The organism is Bifidobacterium moukalabense DSM 27321 (assembly GCF_000522505.1).
Classification (GTDB): domain Bacteria; phylum Actinomycetota; class Actinomycetes; order Actinomycetales; family Bifidobacteriaceae; genus Bifidobacterium; species Bifidobacterium moukalabense.
Map to the genome: position 1 here is coordinate 1 of NZ_AZMV01000006.1, position 18484 is coordinate 18484.

Here is an 18484-nt window from a genome sequence, read left to right on the forward strand (position 1 = left end):
TGACGGTCGCTCTCCTCACGGAGAGCGTGGATTGAAATGTAGGCGTGTTTGTGTGGTTTGCAGTAGCGTTGGTCGCTCTCCTCACGGAGAGCGTGGATTGAAATTAATGAGCAATCCCCCGAAACAGAAGGGCACGAAGTCGCTCTCCTCACGGAGAGCGTGGATTGAAATGTATCGGACTGCGGAACGCCGAAAACTTCCTGAGTCGCTCTCCTCACGGAGAGCGTGGATTGAAATGAATGCCAACGCGACGAACTCACCACGAGTGACGTCGCTCTCCTCACGGAGAGCGTGGATTGAAATCAACACGTATGCGACCAAAACCGATGTCAGCAAGGTCGCTCTCCTCACGGAGTGTGGAGATCTAAATGACGGGGGCGGTCATGGGATTGCGTGAGCAGCGTGAACGATGCGGGTTGACGTTGTTCCAGTTGGATGCGTTGACCGGTATCGCCTATACGCGGCTGAGTACGTTGGAGTGTAATCCGTCTGAGGCGCGGAACATGTATTTGTGTACGGCTCGGCGGATTGCCGACGTGTTGCATTGCAACGTGTTGGACTTGTATCCGGATGAGGATGCTTGGCGTGGTGGCGTGTCGGCTGGCGTGACCGGGTTGAGGAGGATTCGTAGGGAACGGCATTTGACGCAACGGATGCTGTCGTCTTTGACGGGTATTCCTCAGCCTAATATTTCTTGGTTTGAGACTGGGTATCGTCCCGTGTCTCAGATGTATTTGGATACTGCGCGTCGCCTGTCGGAGGCGTTGCAGTGTGACCCTGTTGATTTTCTAATTGATTGAAAGGATTTTGTGATGAAGGCTGAGGTTGTTATTGTTTCGCGGTTGGCGCGTCATGGCGGGACGATGCTGATTCCTGTTGGGGAGTTGGCTGACCGGTGTGCGTCCGACTGGGTTGGTTTGGATGATGTGCGTTTCGCGTCGGCTGTGCTGCCGGATGATGGGCTGCGTGCTGAGTTCGACCGATTGGTGGATGCGGATGAGGATTCGCAATCGGTGTGGGATGCGTTCTATGATCGTGTCCACGGGTTTGCGAAGTCGATGACGTTGGAACGGCTGGTTGACTGGTTCGTGGCGTTGCACGACCCGGCTACGATTCTGAATGTCCACTATGGCGCGGATGGTGTTGAATATCTTGACCCGGAGTGCACGATGGGTGACGACGACTGATCTTGAAAGGAGTTTTCGTCATGGGTTTGAGGGAGTTACGTTTGAAGCGGGGCATGACGCAGCAGCAGCTGGCCGAAAAGCTAGGCGTTACGCAGCAGCATGTCGCCGCTTACGAGAATGGCATCAATTCCATAAGCAATATGACGTTGGCTAAGGCGTTGCGCATATGTGATGCCTTGCATGTGGCTAATCCTCGCAAACTGCTTGACGATGACGATAAGTAAGGGAGCTTATTATGGTTGAGAGTATGAGCGCGTATTTGGCGTGCCGGTTTGGCGCGTCTGTTGAGATGCGGCCCGTGTCCGATTCGGATGGTGACCGATGGCTACTGGTTGATGAGGTGTAGCTCTCTCACGGAGGACATGGTCTGAAATCAGAACGCTAACTTTTTTTATTTGAACCCGCACAACAGAGAAACTTCAAGACTAAAGCATCTCAATTCGCCACTTCAATATTGTTTCTTAGTGAAAGAATTCATAACACTCTTTACGCCAAATATAATCCCCAATACCATCGGCTACAATAAGCCCAAACAAGCACCATAATCGCAAACAGACGGTTCCCCTCGCAATCACACGACCTCACACCATACCTCTCACAATCCCATCCACCTACGCAAATCAGCGATTTCGGCATCGCAGATGCCATGTCCCATGCCGGGGTATTCGAAATACGTGAGGTTGCCGGTCTGCTCGAGTTTGATTCTTGCGGTGCGCTGGTCGGCTACGGGAATCGTATGATCCTCGCATCCATAACACAACGCGAACCGTGTGCGGCCGGTAACGGGCGCAGAGCCCTTCTCGCCCTTGAACGACGGGCTCATCAGTATCGCAGCGTCGAACAGATCGGGGTGCTCCAACACCATGCGGTATGACAGGTAGCCGCCTTGCGAGAAACCGATCAGCACCTTACGGAACCGTGCATATGCGGGCGAGCGCAGCAGTCCGATAACGGCAGTGTCGACACGGTGGCATTCGCGGCGGCGTTCCTCCGTGGAGCAGCCGTCGGGGTACCAGTAGTAGTTGCCGACGAATGGTCTGCTGTACGTGCCGCGGAATGACATGTAGTTCGGCTTGTGGCCGGAGCCGTCATAGAGGGCATCGATGACGCGGATCATCTCGGTTTCGTTATTGCCGAATCCGTGGAATCCCAGGAACAGCAGGTCGTCGTCGCTGTTGAAATCGATGCTTGCCACTGTCTGCACACGCATATGCATCTCCCTTGATTTCCGAATGTTCCGGATATCATCAAGTTATAGCAGAGTATCGGATGGCGGGGGTAATGGATGGCGGCCAGTTTTACGCATGCAGTCGGCGTAATCATGGTGTCTGACCTATCATGAAGCTGTTTTACGGCGTGAGTCGTTGTCATGGCGGTGCAGGGCAGACGTGCGGAAGGGCGGTGCGGCATGAGGGAGTGCATGGCATCACGGGATTTTCCGGATGACATATTGTCCGGTTCGGTTGATGAGGCGGCCGTCGGGCTGCTCGGTTGCCTGCTGATCCGTGAATTCGAGGATGGTGGAGTCGTGGTCGCCCGTATTGTGGAGACGGAGGCCTACGATCAGGATGATCCGGCGAGTCATGCCTTCCATGGCAAAAGTGAACGGAATGCGGCGTTGTTCGGGCCTGCCGGTCATGCGTACGTCTATATTTCCTATGGCATGCATCGTTGTTTCAATATCAGTGCGGGAAATGATGGCTTCGGCGCTGGGGCGTTGATCCGCGCCGTCGAGCCGGTGCGGGGCATCGGCATCATGCGGGAGCGGCGGTTTGCGAATCGGAGCGGCAGCCGCACAATCATCGGCGATCGCAAGAATGTCGGCAATCGCAAGGATGTCGACCTGACGAACGGGCCGGCGAAACTGTGCCAGGCCATGGGCATCGATCTGAGCCTATACGGGCACGACATGAGCGTGGCCCCATTATATTTGGAACGCAAGGCCTTGCTGGAAGGCGAGCATATCGCGGCGTCTCCGAGAATCGGCATCAGCAAGGCGATCGAGCGGCTACGTCGGTTCTTCATCGTCGGCAATCCCTACGTTACGAAAAGCCCGCTGAACAGGCGCGGCAGGCCATTTGCAGGCTGATGCGAAGTGGAAGGAGCGAAGAAGCCGTCCACGCTCGTTCGGAAGGTAGGGGAGAGGCCGGTGGAAGGCCGGCGGGCGGCGGGCGGTGCGTGCTGCGGTGCCCGCCCGTCAGCTGTTGAGGAAATCGGGGATGGCTTCGGCGGCGGCATAACCGGCGCGATACATGCGTTCCAGCCCTTCGAACGACTTGCTCAGCGTGCTGAGTCCATACAGGCTTTCCGGTGCGAGAATGAGCACGCGACCGTCCTTCTCGTACTCCTTGGCCAGCGCGACCTCGTCGTTATACGTCCGGTACCGATTGAGCAGACGTTCGGCGGCGGCCGGGTAGGTGTGCCTCAGGATTCTGGCCGGTCCGATATCCTTCTTCTGCTCGCGGAGCACATCCTTCAGGCGGGTCAGGATCACGACCACGCGATCGTAGCCATCGTCCAGCGCCTTCTGTACGGGCACCGGGTCGGCGATGCCGCCATCGTAATACGGTATGCCGTCGATCACATACGGTTCGCAGGCGACCGGCACCGCGGAAGACGCCTTCATGATGTCGAAATTGTCATAGCTGACATCCGACTTGTCGAAATATTTGGCCGAGCCGTCTTCTGCATTGCAGGCGACGACGGTGAAGCCGGTCGGGTTCGCTTCGAACGCCGCATAGTCGACCGGATATTCGCCGTCGTGATTGCTCAGCGTGCCATACACATAGTCCAGGTTGGCGAAATTATGGTTCCTGATATAGCTCTCGAAACTGGCGTATTCCTTACGGAACGCATATTCCGTATAGAATTTGTGGTTGCGTCCATGCTGCCCGGCGATGAACGAGACCATGTTGGCGCTGCCTGCGGAGACGCCGTAGCAGTGGTCGACGCTGATGCCGTCCTCCATCATGCGGTCCATCACGCCCGCTCCGAAAATCGCTCGGAAGCCACCGCCAACGTCGATCATCGCCGTCTTCATCGTCATGGATTCGTCCTTTCGTCCGTTGCCCTGACTTTACGCGCGTATTGGGGACATTCGCGTTCAGCGATGAAGAAGGGCGTCCGCTAATTCGGCAATTCGTTCGGAAGTGTCGGAATTGGCGAGTTCGATTCCGCCGATGGCATGGTCCGGGGCGAGTGTGCCCAGCGACTCGAGCACGACGCGCAGATGGCGTACGGTACCCGGATTGCCGTCGATGATCGCCGCGGAATCCGGCAGCAGCTCACGGAAGTAGTCGCGGTAGAACACGAAATGCGTGCAGCCGAGCACCACCGAATCGATCGTCGACAGATCATACTGATCGAAATATCCATGCAGCGTGCGCATCACCAGATCATGGTCGTCAAGCCTGCCCTGCTCGACGATCTCCACTAAATCGGGGCAGGGATCCGGGAAAATCGTATGATCCGACTTGAAACGGTCCATCAGCACCGCGAATTTCCGTTCGCGCAAGGTAAGCGGCGTCGCTGCGACGATCACGCGCTGCCGATGCCCCTGCCCGCGGTCGCAAGCGAGCTTCAACGCCGGCTCCATGCCGATGATCGGTACGTCATACACGTCTCGTAAGGCGTCCGCCGCGGCGGAAGTGGCGGTATTGCAGGCGATCACGATCGCTTTCACGCCTTGTTTCACGAATCGGTCGACGATGGCGAACGACAGTTCGCGCACCTGTTCCGGTGTTTTCGTGCCGTACGGGGCGTTGGCGGAGTCGCCGAAGTACAGCACCTGCTCGTTCGGCATGTCCCTACGGATTTCGCGGGCCACGGAGATGCCGCCCAGTCCGGAGTCGAACACGCCGATCGGTGCCGTCGAAGCCATGATTCCTCCCATCTTGCCGTCATGACGTCTTCACATAGCCTACCGCGTGTACAGTGAATCGGTATGAGTATCCCCAGCATTGTTTACAAAGCGCACGCCACCGGCAACGATTTCGTGGTCTATGCGGACCCTGACGGCCGATACGAGCCGACCGCCGATGAGGTGCGGTTCCTGTGCGACCGTCATTTTGGCATTGGCGGTGACGGGCTGATTCGCCTTGCGCACCCGCAGGATGTCTCCGACCTGAAGGATGCGCAGGTCGCCGAATGCACCGCAGACGAGGCCGAATGGTTCATGGATTACCGCAATGCGGACGGCAGCCTGGCCGAGATGTGCGGCAACGGCACCCGTGCGATCACCTTGTTCGCACAGCGGCAGGGGTTCACCGACCAGCCCGGCGGTGAACCGTTCCGTCTGGGCACGCGCGCGGGCGTGAAGATCCTGACGTCGCTCGGCGATGTGGAGGGACTCGGCAAAGACGTGTTCCGTGTGGAGATGGGTCCGTGGAGGCGGGGTGACGTCGACGGCTACGAGGTGTCGATTCCAGGGACCGCGGGTTCGGCGCGTGGCACGTTCGTGGACATGGGCAATCCGCATGTGGTGGCGGTGATCGAGGATGCGTTCGCCTCGTTGCCGACCGTGGAGGAGCTCGATCTGGTCGCCAAGCCGGTGGTCTCGCCGCGGATTCCGACCGATCAGAACGTGGAATTCGTGCGCATCGACGAACAGAGCGAAGGCGACGACGAGGGGGAGGCCACCATGCGCGTGAACGAGCGCGGCTGCGGCGAGACGCTCTCCTGTGGCACCGGCCTGTGCGCCACCGCGGTCACACTGCGTTCCAAAACCGGCATCGACCATTGGACCATCACGGTCCGCGGCGGCACCCTGCGTGTGGACGTGACCGATGACGACGTGACGCTTACGGGCAGCGCCACGATCGTCGGCAAGGTGGAGCTGCTCTAGGCTCAGGAGAACAGCATCGGGCCGTCTTTGACGAGAATGATGACGACGAGGGCGACCAGCCAGACGATGTCGATCATCAGATCGATGTTGAGCCGATAGTATTTGCGCACGCCGTCACGGTTCACCGGCAGCTCCTGCACGACCGCCGTCGCATGCGAGAGCGCCATGAACTGGATGGTCGTGGAGAACATCAGCGCCAGGCACCATGGGCACAGCGCGTTGATCACGAACAACGACTGCGAAGTCAGCCAGTACGAATAGGCCAGCGCGGCGAGACCGCCCAGCCACGTGCAGATCGCGAACCAACGCGGTACGGCGATCCGCGCCAGGCCGATCACGGCGATCGTCACGAACACCGATTCCGCGGCGATGCCGAAGAACGCGTTCGGATAGCTCAATCCCGCGAACTTCACGATTTCCGCCTGCCAGGATTCGGCGACGGTCGAGCATGACATCACCGCATTCACATCGCAGCTGAGCTTCTGCCCGGGATTACGGGCCAGTTCGAGCGTCTCCGCCGACAGCACGAACGACACGACCAGCGCCACGGCCGAAGCGAGCAGCATGATCAGATACGTCCAAGTGGCGCCGTGACGCCATCCGCGTGGTTTGTTGTAGTCGATTTCGCTCATAATCAGATCCTTGTAACGGTCGTTCGCGACACAAGCCACCCGGTTTGCGTCATGGTATACCGCCAATCAGCTTACGATGGTGATATGACTCACGTTGGTATTGCCGCACCGCCTGCCGTCGGCTGGGATATTCACTGCCATACCGTGTTCTCGGACGGCACGGAAACGCCGCTCACCCTGCTTGAACAGGCGAAATCACGAGGATTGCAGGGGGTTGCTATCACCGATCATGACACCACCGCCGGCTGGGCGGATGCGGAGAAGGCGGCGACGCAGGTGGGACTGCCGCTGCTGCGCGGCACGGAGATCACCGCCGACGATTGCCGGGTCTCCGTACACATGCTGGCGTTCCAGTATGATCCCGACAATGCGCAGATCCGTGAGATGTTCGCCAACACGCGTGACGCGCGATTGCGGCGCACCAAGCGCATGGTGGAGCACATCGCCGAGGACTACCCGATCACCTGGCAAAGCGTGCAGGCCCAGGCGCATGAAGGGCTGCGCACCACCATAGGCCGACCGCATATCGCCGATGCGCTGGTGGCGGCCGGCGTATACCGGACCCGTTCCGAGGCCTTCGCCGGCGTGGTGAGCACCTCCAGCAAGTATTACATTCCCACGCCCTCGCCGACCACGCATGACGTGGTCGGCGCGGTGAAGGCGGCCGGCGGCGTCACGGTGATCGCCCATGCGGGGGATCTGAGCCGCAACAGGCGGCTGCTTTCCGACGAACAGATCGAAAGCCTGATCGCGGAAGGCCTGGATGGTCTGGAAGTGTGGCATCGTGGCAATCCGCCGCAACAGCGTGAACGGCTGCTCGCCATCGCCACGGCGCATGACCTGTTGGTGACCGGTGGTTCGGATTGGCATGGCAAGGGCAAGCCGAACGAACTGGGGGAGAACCTCACCGATGAGGCGACCGTGCGTGAGATCGCCCGTCGAGGGGTGCTGCCGCTTTTCGGCGCATAGATGAAAAATGCCCGCCGGCTTTCCGCCAACGGGCATCCGATCGTAAATATCGTAATGAATCAGAGATTGCCGAAACCGACGGCATGCTTGGTTTCGGAACCGATGATGGCATAGCCGAGGGAGCCGGCCGGCACCACGATGCGACGGCCCTTGTCATCGGTCAGGTTGATGGTTCTGCCGTTCTCCACGGCTTCGGCGATGGCTGCGTTCACGGCTTCGGCGCTTTCCTCGGTGCTGAAGGTGACGGTGCGTGCCACATTCTGAATGCCCAGTTCGATATCCATGATGCTCCTTGTGAATAGTGATGATGCGCATTGCCGTATTGCCCGGCGCTGGCATTCATTGTACCTGCGGATTCCCGCCGGTCGCGTCGGAGGCCTCATCGGAGGCTTCCTGACCGTCGATTCTGGCCTTGGCCTGCTGCATGGTGGCCTCGTCACGCTGCAGCAACGGAATGATCATCGTGGCCGCCTCGCTGTGCTCCTGCGGAATCAGCCGTTCGTTGGTATCGTCATCGGCGGCCGGATCGTTGATGACGATGGTGGCGGAAGACGGCATCGTATCGTGCAGTTCCCTCGCGGAATGCTCCGGAATGAACGTGCTGATCGGCGTCGCCTCGCCATCGTCGGCATGAGCGTCGGCCTGATGCCCGTCGGCGATGCCGAAAACCTCGGTCGCGTCACTGCCGGAAGCTGCGGAAGCCTGGATCTGGGCGGAACCGGTCACGTCGAAGTCGCCGGTCACATCAAACTCACCGGTGGAATCATCCTCGACTTCGGAAGTCGCCTCGATATTGCGCTCGCCGGTGATATCGGTCTCCCCGGTGTCGTCATCGGCCGGCGGCTGCTGCGCCGCCTCACGACGGCGTTCGGACTCGTTCAGCAGCGTACCGACGGTGATGGTGCTCGGCGGGCGGCTGTCATTGCGGTCATCCTGCGGGTGCGGGGTCGATTGGGCATGCGTCTTGGCCGTGGCGACGCCCAATTGGTGCGCAAGGCGTTCGACCTGCGCCTTGAACTGCATGATCCTGGCGCTGTCGGCCTGGTTCAGCGCGGAGATGAAATCGCCGACCTGCTCCATCTGCAGCCACAGATTGGCGCGCAGCATGATCAGGTCATCCAGGCGATTGCCCAGCATGCGACCATACGAGGACAGCACCGCATTGCGATGGCTCTCGTCAAGTTTGGCGAAGATCCAGGCCAGATCGCGGGCCGGATCGTTCACCTGCATATCCTGCCAGTTGGTGATCGCGGTGATGGATGACCCGGAGAACAGAAAATCGCCGTCATGGAAGCCGCCATGCACCGGGCAGGTGGTGAACGACCACAGGCCGTCAGTCTCAAGAATGTTCGACCAGCTTGTGGTGATCTCCGAGGGAACGTGGCCCGCCTGACGGAGTCTCTTGATCCAGGCGATCAGCTGGGCGCGGATCTGGCCTGTCGTGAATGCGGGATACTTCGCCTCCTGCAGAAAGGTCGGACGCAGCCGATGAATCGCTCCCAAGGCGGTGCCCACGCTGGCGCAATCATCCAATGTCAGCAGATCCAGGGAACGAGCCTGCCCGACATGATGCATGGCGACCATGACCGTGGTGTCGCCGGTGGCGCAACGTTCCAGGTCACCGTTGGAGAATGCGATGACATGATCGAGATCGAAACCCAGACCGGCCAGCTCACGCGCCTGATGCAACGTCTGCGCGGCACGCACGCGCCCCGCGAGGCGCTTACGCCCGGCCACGGTGCCGGAGGCGAACACGTCATACAGTTTGCCGGCGGCGTCCTGGATCACGGCATGATCGATGCCGCACCCCTCGTCGGTCGCATTGGTCTGCTCGCTGCCGCGTACGCCGGCCACGGCGATATTCGGCATCGCCGCGCTCGTCAGGGCGGCCATCATGAGTTTGCTTCGTTCGGTCACAAGGTCAACACTAATACACATAGGGCGTAAAGGCATACAACAACACCGTTTTGCCGACGCCGACGATTCCCTGGCGTGCGAGGGTGCACAATGGTGCATATGAACGCATCTGCAGAGACGATTCTTGAAGGGCTGGACGATGCGCAACGGGCCGCGGCCACGACCGTAAGCGGCCCCGTGCGCATCATCGCAGGCGCAGGGGCGGGCAAAACCCGTACCGTCACGCGCCGCATCGCCTATGCGTGCGCCACCGGCGAGTGGAATCCACGGCGCGTACTCGCCGTGACCTTCTCCGTGAAGGCCGCCGCGGAAATGCGTTCCAGGCTGTCGCAACTTGAAATCGACGGCGCGGTCAGGGCCGCGACGTTCCATTCCGCGGCGCTGCATCAAATCCGCCGCGTATGGTCCGATCTGTGCGAAGGGCCGTTCCCGCACATCGGCAGACAGCCGAGGGAATTGGTGACACGTTCGTTGCGCAGGGTCACCACCATGCAGGTCGACGACGAAACGGTACGCAATCTGCAGGCGGAAATCAACTGGTGCAAGATCTCGCTGATCGCACCGAACGACTACCAACGCGTGTGCGCCGCCACGCACCGACAGCCCCCGGCCGGACTGGAACCCGACCAGTTCACCGACGTATACCAGGCATACGAAACCGAAAAGACGGCGCGCGGCGAAATCGACTTCGACGACATCCTGCTCATCGCATGCCATATCCTGGAAAGCTATGACGAGGCATCGGCCTCCATCCGCTCATCCATCGGATGGCTCACCGTCGACGAATACCAGGACGTCTCGCCGCTGCAGCATCGCCTGCTGACGCGATGGCTAAGCGGCAATCGCAACATCTGCGTGGTGGGCGACCCCGCGCAGACCATCTACTCGTTCGCCGGCGCCAGCAGCTACAGCCTGCTCAACTTCGCCGGTGAATTCGGTCCGCTCTCGGCCGACATCAGCCTGAACAGGGATTACCGCTCCACACCGCAGATCGTGGGCTACGCCAACCGTGTACTCAAGGCATCGCCGCAACGGGACGACTATCTTGTGCTGCAATCCGGTCGGGAACAAGGGGCGGGGGTTACGCGGACCGTCTACGCCGATGACATGGAGGAGGCCCGGGGCGTGGCCTTGCGCATCGCCAAGCTCGTCTCACAGGGAGCGGCGCCATCCGATTGCGCGATCCTGACCCGCATCAACGCGCAGCAGCAGGTCTTCTGCAAGGCATTGCAGGAGCAGCATCTGCGCTACCGCATCCGTCGGGACAGCGGATGGCAGAACTCCGCGCTCGCCGATGATGCGCAAACGCGTCTGGCCATGCTGGAGGCGTTGGGCGTCGGCTCGGACATGAACGGTGTGACCATCTCCACCATCCACGCCTCCAAAGGCCTGGAGTTCAAGCATGTGTTCCTGATCGGCTGCTCCGAAGGACTCCTGCCATACGGTTCACCGCAGGACGGCGACCGGTTGGAGGAGGAGCGCCGCCTGCTGTATGTGGGCGTGACCCGTGCCGAAGACACGTTGCACCTGTCGTACGCGCGATCCAAGGAGGGTGCCAACGATGGCCGCGGCCGTCGTGTCAGCCGTTTTCTCAGCTGACGGGATTATCGCTCCTCCTGCTTGCCGTCATCCTGCTTGCCGTCATCGCCCTGCTCCTCGTCGAGAAGCTTGCTGAGCTCCGCATCCCAGTCGATGGTACCGGCATCCGATGTCGGGGCATTGCTCCCCATCTCGCCCTCAGCCTGCCGACTGCCGGATTCGGCGGGCTGGCTGTCCTGCGACGGCGCGCCCTCCGTCGCGGCGTCGTTGGGCAGCTGTGGCAACAGATCGGGATGGGACCATTTCGCGTCACGTGCCGCGGGACCTTCCTGCGCTCCGATGCTCTCCCACAGCGCCGCCGCCTCGCGCATGCGCTTCGGTCGCAGTTGCATACCCAACAGGCTTTCGAAGGTGCGTTCGGCCGGACCGCCGATGGCGCGTTCGCGGCGAAGCATCTCACGAAGCTGCTCGATATGTGGGATATGTGCCATGCCGGCACGCCAGACCACGGCATCGACCCATCCTTCGACCAGAGCCAGCAACGTCTCCAACGAGGTCATCGCCTGCTGCTGTTCCGGAGTGTCCGGAATGCCGACCTTGGTGAGGTTCACCGCATCGGCCATCGACTCCGGGTCCATGGTTCCCGCGTCGCGCAGCTGCTCCTCCATGGCGTCCAGATCGATGTCGATGCCACGCGCGTACTTGCCGATCAGCGCCTCGAAACGCGGCATCAGCCACGGCACCGCGGCGAACAGGCGGGCATGGGCCAGCTCTTGCAGCGCAAGGAACGCCATGACCTCGTTCACGTCGATGTCGAGTGATTTCGCATATTCCACGATGTTCTGCACGATCAGAGCGCCGGAAGGATTCTTCAGCAGGGCGATGCCCTGATCGAAACTGCCGCGCACCTCATGAGACAAATCCCCGGCGGCGCGGCCGAGCTGCATGGCGAAGGAGGTGTTGCCGAGCAGTTTCATCAGCTGTTCCGGATCCTTCATGCCCTCCGGGATCGGAATCGGCACCGGACCGGCGAACATGCCGGCGATTTCGCCTTGGACGGCACCGCCCAAGCGGTCCGCGATCACGGAGGCCAGGGCGTCGTTCATGGATTGGGCCACGGGCGAGGCGAACTGCGCCCAGGCGTCAATGGTGCCTTCCACCCAACCGGCGCGGGTCAGCATCTGTGTCTCCCCGGGGGACGGGTTGAATTCGCAGGCGGTGTCAAGCCACAGATTCGCCTCGCTGATCGCCCTGCGCGCAAGTTCTCCGTTCTCGGCGCTGACGCTGCTTTCGGAACCGGAGCCGTTCGCCTGCTGCAAAGCCAGCGATTTCGCCAGCTTCACATTGATCGGGCCTTCCTCGACCGTGCGTTGCATGTCACCCATCGTATTGAGGCCTCCGGCGGAGAAGGCCTGCATGAGGGACTGCACTTCGGCCGGATTCGGCAGTTTGCTGGGGTCTTGGCTGAGCAGTTGCTCGCGGATCTCATCGGGAAGGTTGGAAAGCTGATTCCATGCCATCTCACCCTGAATCGGACCAAAGCATTCGATAAGCCACTGACGGATCGCGTTCTCGTCCATACCGTTCCCTGCTTTCCACATGTTTTCCTAAGTTTAGATGCTTCCATACTATGGGAGGTATGCCCAATATGCATGTATCACGTCAACTTCACGCCAAAAGTACACTCAACCGCATCGGCAAGCGTGCGGACGGCTTCTTCGCGGCCCGTTCGTGGCGCTATCTTGCGGGAATGTTCACCGTGGCGCTGTGCGCGCTGGTGATGGTGCTGCCCAGCGCCTATGTGGTCGAGACGCCCGGTCCTACGCAGAACGTGCTCGGCGAGTCAGGCGGCAGGCAGGTCATCGCCGTATCGGGAGTCAAGACCCATAAGGATTCCGGCCAGCTGCTGCTGGTGACCGTCAACGCATCGGGTGTGCCGGGATATCCCGTCACGAACGCGCAGGCGTTGTGGAGCTGGGCCGACCCCCATGCCACGGTGATGCCGCGTGAGGCCGTGGTGCCGGTCGGGCAGACCACCGAGGAATACAAGAGCAGCAGCGAGAAGGAGATGACCTCCTCGCAGGATTCCGCCACCACCGCGGCCCTGAACTTCCTGAAAGACAAAGGCTATGACGTTTCCCATGCGAAGGTCACCATGCATGTCGACGACATCGGCGGGCCATCCGCCGGCATGATGTATTCGTTGGGGCTGATCGACAAGATTTCCGGTGAGCGGCTGTCGGGAGGCAACATCATCGCCGGAACGGGCACGATGGACGATCAGGGCAAGGTCGGTGCGATCGGCGGCATCCGACTGAAGATGCTCGGAGCGAAACGTGATGGCGCGACCTGGTTCCTGGCGCCGGAATCCAATTGCAGCAGTGTGGTGGGGCATATCCCCGAAGGGCTCAAAGTGGTGAAGGTCTCGACCCTTGATGAGGCGTATCAGGCGCTGGTCGCCATCCGGGATGGAAAGGGCTCCTCGCTGCAGGGGTGCAAGGCCGAGTAGCGGATGACCATCGCGTGAAGGGGAATCAGGTCGGATGCAGTCTCGAACAGTGAGCAATTCCAGTGTTCGTAACGTATATGTTCGAGCTGTGTTGGTATATTGGCGAACGTGAATCAAACGGCATCTGACAACGCTGAAGAATTCGGTTTCCAAGCCGGCGACCTGGTACAGGAATGGCTGTGGGACGATGATGTGGACGACTCGATCCGCGCCAAGATCGAGGAACTGACCGGTGAGGAACTGGTCGACGAGGACTATGATTCCGCCGTCGACGGAGTGATTATCTGGTGGCGTGACGGTGATGACGAGGACGAACTGTCCGATACCATCGTCGACGCATACGCCGTTCTCGGTGATGACGGTCCGCTGTGGGTGCTGACCCCGAAGCCGGGACGCCCCGGTGCCGCAAGTTCGAGCGTGGTGCAGTCCGCGGCCAAGACCGCAGGCATGAACGCGGCGACGCCGCTGACGGTCAGTGGCGATTGGAACGGCATCCGACTGCGTGCGTTCGGCAAGGGCAGGTAGCTTCGAGATGTGAGCGGGCATGGTGTGGCGGTGCGCCCGAAGCATGCCCGAGAATAAGAAAGATGGCTTGGAATCGTTGATTCCAAGCCATCTTGCGTTCGTGGGCGATGAGGGACTCGAACCCCCCGACATCCACCGTGTAAAGGTGGCGCTCTAACCAACTGAGCTAATCGCCCGCACCGCCCTACTGTACCGTATGGTGCGTGCATTGCGTGTCGGGCGAGTCGCGAGGGCCTCCAAACGGCATATTCCGACATGTTTCGCGTGTCGTTTCCGCGACATTTTGCATGAAATCGCATAGGCGTCGAATCAATCACGTAAAGTGATGACGTTGAATACTGTCTGTAGGAGGTCGATAGCCAATGGCGCAGGAACCTGAAGCCGGTAGGAACGCATCTGGAGTCGCTCGCACCGGAAAGCGCAAATGGGGGTATGACCCTGCGCAGGTGGACGCTTTCCTGGAGCGTGCGCACAAGCTGTACGAGAGCGAAGGGGTTCAGCTGACCCAGCATGACATCCAGAACGTCTCGTTCGATCTGGTGAAGGGCGGCTATGTGATCGCCCAGGTCGATGCGGCCCTGTCTCGCCTGGAACGCGCCGTCGTCGATAAGCAGACCACGTGGGAAATCTCCCAGCACGGACGTGTGGCGTGGAAGGCCCAGACCGAAGCGCTGTACCGGCAACTCAACGAGCATGCCGATCGCAAGGCCGGCGAACGTTTTAAGCCGGGGGAGCCGAAGACGCCGTCCTACGACCGCAAGCAGGTCGATCGCATCATCGACCAGAGCATGGCGAAGGCCGCCTCCGAACTTGACCTCGAAAAGCTCTCCCGTGAGGATGCCAAGCATCTCGTCGATCTGAATTCGACATCCGTCTCCAACGTGATCTTTACGCAACGCAAGGGCAAGCGGGGCTATGACGAACGTCAGGTGGACTACTACCTGAGCTCATGCGTGCAGTTGCTGACCCGCTTGGAGTCATATGCCCGCGTGGCCGATTTCGTAGGCGAGCCCACTGAAATCTCTCAGCAGACGCCGGCTTCCGTCGATGCCAAGGAGACCCAGCTGATCGCCCCGTTGTTCGCCACGCCTGCGGCGGTGCCAGAGAATGGCGGCGAAACGGCTACAAAGCCGGGGGAGTCGTTCGATGCGCTCAACAGGGCCGAACGTGAGATTTTCGCGGCTCCGGTCACCTCTCCCGTCAGCGTGCCGGAAACGGAGTCGGCTGCGATTCCTCCATCCGTACCGCCGGTGTTCCAGCCGTCCGCTACGCGGGTTTCCAAGGGCAACAAGGCCGAGGAGCCGGCAAAGGAAGAGACTCCGAGCCCTGATGTGCCGCCGAGCTTCACTCCGTCGGCACCTGCCTACAAGCCGGCCACGTCCACTACCGATTCCTCTCTTGCCGCTTTGGCCCATATGGCCGGGTCGGCCGAGGAGCCGTCCCAGGCCGAAACCTCGTTTGCTCCGCGTGTTCCCGATCTGACCGCCCCGAACGTGCCACAGGTCAATACCGACGCCCTTGATCTGAGTTCCATGACTTCGTTGTCGGCCGCCCAACATACGCCGGTTCCCCCGTCCATCGATGTTTCGGGCGCTTCCGCGGTTCCGGCCGAACCTGCCGTACAGCCTGAGACTTCCGCTGCGAAGAACGAAGGCAAGACCGAGGGGAAGAAGGACGAATCGAAGGTTTCGCCACTGTTCCCCAACGATTCGCATGGCCTGAGCGTCGACATTCCCGATCTGTCGTTCCCGACGTTTGATGACTGATCGGCATCCGTTGTCGATCGTCAGAATGTCGTACCTTATTAACACTGGAGAAAACGCATAACTTATGCAGACCTCAACAGTCGTAATTCTTGGATCCACCGGTTCCATCGGCACGCAGGGTCTTGATGTCATCTCGCGCCATCCCGACCGTTTCGACGTGGTCGGCCTGGCGGCCGGCGGCGCGCATGTGGATCTGCTTGCGCGGCAGGCCGCACGCTTCCATGTGGCGAAAGTGGCCGTGTTCGACGGAAATGCCGTACAGCCGTTACGCAACGCGTTGGAACAGGCGGGCGCCTCGCATGTCGAAGTGACCGCCGGGCCTGATGCCGTGGTGAACATGGCCGCTTCCGGTGCCGATGTGGTGCTCAACGGCATTACCGGCTCGATCGGCCTTGAGCCGTCCATTGCGGCGCTTCAGGCCGGATCCCAGCTCGCACTGGCGAACAAGGAATCCGTGGTGGCAGGCGGCCACCTGCTGTTCGATGCGCAGGTTCGTGAACGGCAGATCAATCCGGTCGATTCTGAACACTCCGCCATTTGGCAGTCGCTGCGTTCCGGCACGCATGGCGAGGTATCCAGACTGGTCGTAACCGCTTCCGGTGGCCCGTTCCGCGGCTGGACGCGCGACCGGATGGTCGGTATCACGCCCGAGCAGGCACTGAATCACCCGACTTGGCATATGGGTCCGGTCGTGACCATCAACTCGTCCACACTGATGAACAAGGGCCTTGAAGTGATCGAGGCAAGCCGGCTGTTCGACGTGCCTCCGGACCGCATCGACGTGACCGTGCACCCGCAATCCGTCGTACATTCGATGGTCGAGTTCCGCGATGGCGCCACCATTGCGCAGGCATCGCCTCCGGACATGAGACTGCCGATCGCATTGGGGCTCTCCGCGCCGGAACGCCTTGGCGACGTGGCCGCAGCCTGCGATTGGACGAAGGCCGCCACATGGACCTTCGAACCGCTTGACGACGAAGCGTTCCCGGCGGTGAGCCTGGCACGCCATTGCCTTGAGGCGTCCGAAAAGCATACCGCGGTATTGAATGCGGCCAACGAACAGGCCGTGCATGCCTTCCTGGAGCATCGTCTGCCATACCTCGGCATCGTCGATACCGTCAAAGAGGTGCTTGACGACATGGACTCCGAAATGCGAGGCAACCCGTTGTTCGCATCCGTGGAGGAAATGAGCCGACTCGAACTCGAAGCTCGCCGTCGTGCCGACGAACTGATAAATAAGTAGTGGTTTCCCCAGTAGTGCCGTCGTCGGCCACACCGACGACGGTTTGACTTACAAGGATTATTGTGACGATGCCAGAAAACGAAAAGCCGTTCCGCAAGACCGGTGAAGCCGCCATCGGCGAAAGCCCGCTGCACCCGCGCCGTAAATCCCGCCGCATCATGGTGGGCCCGGTGCCCGTCGGCGGGGGAGCACCGATCTCCGTGCAGTCCATGACCAATACGCTTACTGCCGACATCCCCGCGACCCTGCAGCAGATCGCCGAATTGACCGCAGCCGGTTGCGACATCGTGCGCGTGGCCGTACCGAGCCAGGATGACGCTGACGCATTGCCGGAAATCGTAAGGAAATCGCCGATCCCGATCATCGCCGACATCCATTTTCAAAGCAAGTACGTATTCCAGGCCATCGATGCCGGCTGCGCCGCGGTGCGCGTGAACCCGGGCAACATCCGCAAGTTCGATGAAGTCGGCCCCTCCATCTGCAAGGCGGCCACCGATGCGGGCATCTCCCTGCGCATCGGCGTGAACGCGGGATCGCTCGACAAGGAACTGTACGCCAAATACGGCGGCCCGACTCCGGAGGCGCTTGTCGCCTCCGCCATGAAGGAAGCCCGCATGTTCGAGGACGTCGGCTTCCGTGACTTCAAGATCTCCGTGAAACACCATGATGTGATCACCATGGTCGAGACCTACCGTCTGCTCGCCTCCAAAGGCGACTGGCCGCTGCACCTCGGCGTCACCGAGGCCGGCCCGGCATGGCAGGGCACCATCAAGTCATGCCTTGCGTTTGGTGCGCTGCTGGCGGAAGGCATCGGCGATACGATTCGCGTGTCGCTGTCCGCCCCACCGGTCGAGGAGGTGAAGGTCGGCTGCAAGCTGCTCGAATACATGGGACTGCGCCAGCGTAAGTTCGACATCATCTCCTGCCCGAGCTGCGGCCGTTCGCAGGTCGACGTGATACAGCTCGCCAACGCCGTGACCGAAGGATTGAAGGACATCACCGCGCCGATTCGCGTGGCGGTGATGGGTTGCATCGTCAACGGCCCCGGTGAGGCCCGCGAAGCCGACTTGGGCGTGGCCTCGGGCAACGGCAAGGGACAGATCTTCATCAAGGGCAAGGTCATTCAGACCGTGCCGGAAGACCAGATCGTCGAAACCCTGCTCACCAAGGCGCAGGACATCGCCGCGCAGATGGAAAGCGAAGGCCAGGTGCCGGTCAACGCCACCGGTCCGGTGGTCGTACCCGTCACGCACTGAAGCCATTTCGGTCGGAGTCGGTAGAATGAACGGCGTGTCAGATCAGGAACGTCAGTTTCAAACCGTTCGCCAGGCGCGGGTATGGTCGCGCGGCAGAC

The 18484-nt window shown here is 60.7% G+C and carries 19 protein-coding genes, 1 tRNA gene and 1 CRISPR repeat array; of the genes, 12 read left to right on the plus strand and 8 right to left on the minus strand.

What is annotated here, in order from left to right:
* Positions 1-5: 5 nt before the first annotated feature.
* Positions 6-370: a CRISPR direct-repeat array (repeat unit 33 nt; unit sequence GTCGCTCTCCTCACGGAGAGCGTGGATTGAAAT).
* 13 nt (positions 371-383) lie between these two features.
* Genes BMOU_RS06090 through BMOU_RS06100 form a run of 3 tightly spaced genes read left to right on the plus strand, consistent with a single transcriptional unit; the run spans position 384 to position 1411 of the window.
* Positions 384-800 (plus strand): helix-turn-helix transcriptional regulator, encoded by a 417-nt coding sequence (locus BMOU_RS06090; protein WP_081738509.1) that lies wholly within the window; start codon positions 384-386, stop codon positions 798-800.
* Positions 801-812: 12 nt separating this feature from the next.
* On the plus strand, positions 813-1187 hold the full coding sequence (locus BMOU_RS06095) for a hypothetical protein (RefSeq protein WP_051428929.1): 375 nt from the start codon (positions 813-815) through the stop codon (positions 1185-1187).
* Between the two features lie 20 nt (positions 1188-1207).
* On the plus strand, positions 1208-1411 hold the full coding sequence (locus BMOU_RS06100; protein WP_034875848.1) for a helix-turn-helix transcriptional regulator: 204 nt from the start codon (positions 1208-1210) through the stop codon (positions 1409-1411).
* A 371-nt stretch (positions 1412-1782) separates the two neighbouring features.
* On the opposite strand, the gene BMOU_RS06105 is transcribed toward BMOU_RS06100, so the two are convergent.
* The gene (locus tag BMOU_RS06105; protein WP_034875851.1) at positions 1783-2397 is read right to left on the minus strand and encodes an alpha/beta hydrolase; all 615 of its coding nucleotides are present in this window, start codon (positions 2395-2397) and stop codon (positions 1783-1785) included.
* A gap of 210 nt (positions 2398-2607) precedes the next feature.
* Between BMOU_RS06105 and BMOU_RS06110 the strand changes: the two genes are divergently transcribed.
* Entirely contained in the window at positions 2608-3276 is a 669-nt protein-coding gene (locus BMOU_RS06110) for a DNA-3-methyladenine glycosylase (RefSeq protein ID WP_081738510.1), read from the plus strand.
* Between the two features lie 108 nt (positions 3277-3384).
* Here the strand turns inward: BMOU_RS06110 and BMOU_RS06115 are convergent, their stop codons facing one another.
* Both BMOU_RS06115 and murI read right to left on the minus strand, forming a co-directional pair.
* Positions 3385-4233, minus strand: coding sequence for a patatin-like phospholipase family protein (locus tag BMOU_RS06115; protein WP_034875852.1), 849 nt, complete (start codon positions 4231-4233; stop codon positions 3385-3387).
* A 57-nt stretch (positions 4234-4290) separates the two neighbouring features.
* The gene (gene murI / locus BMOU_RS06120) at positions 4291-5067 is read right to left on the minus strand and encodes a glutamate racemase (protein WP_034875855.1); all 777 of its coding nucleotides are present in this window, start codon (positions 5065-5067) and stop codon (positions 4291-4293) included.
* Positions 5068-5130: 63 nt separating this feature from the next.
* Between murI and dapF the strand changes: the two genes are divergently transcribed.
* A complete protein-coding gene (gene dapF, locus BMOU_RS06125; RefSeq protein WP_034875857.1) occupies positions 5131-6030 on the plus strand; it encodes a diaminopimelate epimerase in 900 nt (299 codons plus the stop codon).
* Positions 6031-6032: 2 nt separating this feature from the next.
* Here dapF and BMOU_RS06130 read toward each other — a convergent pair whose 3' ends face one another.
* Positions 6033-6662: a vitamin K epoxide reductase family protein gene (locus BMOU_RS06130; protein WP_034875859.1), complete on the minus strand. Its 630-nt coding sequence runs from the start codon at positions 6660-6662 to the stop codon at positions 6033-6035.
* 84 nt (positions 6663-6746) lie between these two features.
* Between BMOU_RS06130 and BMOU_RS06135 the strand changes: the two genes are divergently transcribed.
* Positions 6747-7631 carry a PHP domain-containing protein gene (locus BMOU_RS06135; protein WP_034875861.1) on the plus strand — a complete coding sequence of 295 codons (885 nt, stop codon included), beginning with the start codon at positions 6747-6749 and terminating at the stop codon, positions 7629-7631.
* 59 nt (positions 7632-7690) lie between these two features.
* On the opposite strand, the gene BMOU_RS06140 is transcribed toward BMOU_RS06135, so the two are convergent.
* Positions 7691-7915: a DUF3107 domain-containing protein gene (locus tag BMOU_RS06140; protein ID WP_034875863.1), complete on the minus strand. Its 225-nt coding sequence runs from the start codon at positions 7913-7915 to the stop codon at positions 7691-7693.
* Between the two features lie 55 nt (positions 7916-7970).
* Positions 7971-9569, minus strand: coding sequence for a phosphotransferase (locus BMOU_RS06145; protein WP_081738511.1), 1599 nt, complete (start codon positions 9567-9569; stop codon positions 7971-7973).
* A 69-nt stretch (positions 9570-9638) separates the two neighbouring features.
* Between BMOU_RS06145 and BMOU_RS06150 the strand changes: the two genes are divergently transcribed.
* A complete protein-coding gene (locus BMOU_RS06150; protein ID WP_034875866.1) occupies positions 9639-11147 on the plus strand; it encodes an ATP-dependent helicase in 1509 nt (502 codons plus the stop codon).
* A 5-nt stretch (positions 11148-11152) separates the two neighbouring features.
* Here BMOU_RS06150 and BMOU_RS06155 read toward each other — a convergent pair whose 3' ends face one another.
* Positions 11153-12667: a zinc-dependent metalloprotease gene (locus BMOU_RS06155; protein ID WP_034875867.1), complete on the minus strand. Its 1515-nt coding sequence runs from the start codon at positions 12665-12667 to the stop codon at positions 11153-11155.
* Between the two features lie 59 nt (positions 12668-12726).
* On the opposite strand from BMOU_RS06155, the gene BMOU_RS06160 reads away from it, so the two are divergent.
* Positions 12727-13596: a YlbL family protein gene (locus BMOU_RS06160; protein WP_034875868.1), complete on the plus strand. Its 870-nt coding sequence runs from the start codon at positions 12727-12729 to the stop codon at positions 13594-13596.
* 99 nt (positions 13597-13695) lie between these two features.
* Positions 13696-14121, plus strand: coding sequence for a DUF3052 domain-containing protein (locus BMOU_RS06165; RefSeq protein ID WP_034875869.1), 426 nt, complete (start codon positions 13696-13698; stop codon positions 14119-14121).
* Between the two features lie 101 nt (positions 14122-14222).
* On the opposite strand, the gene BMOU_RS06170 is transcribed toward BMOU_RS06165, so the two are convergent.
* Positions 14223-14297, minus strand: a tRNA-Val gene (locus BMOU_RS06170).
* A 186-nt stretch (positions 14298-14483) separates the two neighbouring features.
* Between BMOU_RS06170 and BMOU_RS06175 the strand changes: the two genes are divergently transcribed.
* From BMOU_RS06175 to ispG, 3 genes are all read left to right on the plus strand, one after another.
* Positions 14484-15887, plus strand: a complete 1404-nt coding sequence (locus BMOU_RS06175; protein WP_034875870.1) for a DivIVA domain-containing protein — start codon at positions 14484-14486, stop codon at positions 15885-15887.
* Between the two features lie 64 nt (positions 15888-15951).
* The gene (gene dxr, locus BMOU_RS06180) at positions 15952-17130 is read left to right on the plus strand and encodes a 1-deoxy-D-xylulose-5-phosphate reductoisomerase (protein WP_034875872.1); all 1179 of its coding nucleotides are present in this window, start codon (positions 15952-15954) and stop codon (positions 17128-17130) included.
* A gap of 68 nt (positions 17131-17198) precedes the next feature.
* Positions 17199-18386 carry a flavodoxin-dependent (E)-4-hydroxy-3-methylbut-2-enyl-diphosphate synthase gene (gene ispG / locus BMOU_RS06185; protein WP_034875874.1) on the plus strand — a complete coding sequence of 396 codons (1188 nt, stop codon included), beginning with the start codon at positions 17199-17201 and terminating at the stop codon, positions 18384-18386.
* Positions 18387-18484: the final 98 nt, after the last annotated feature.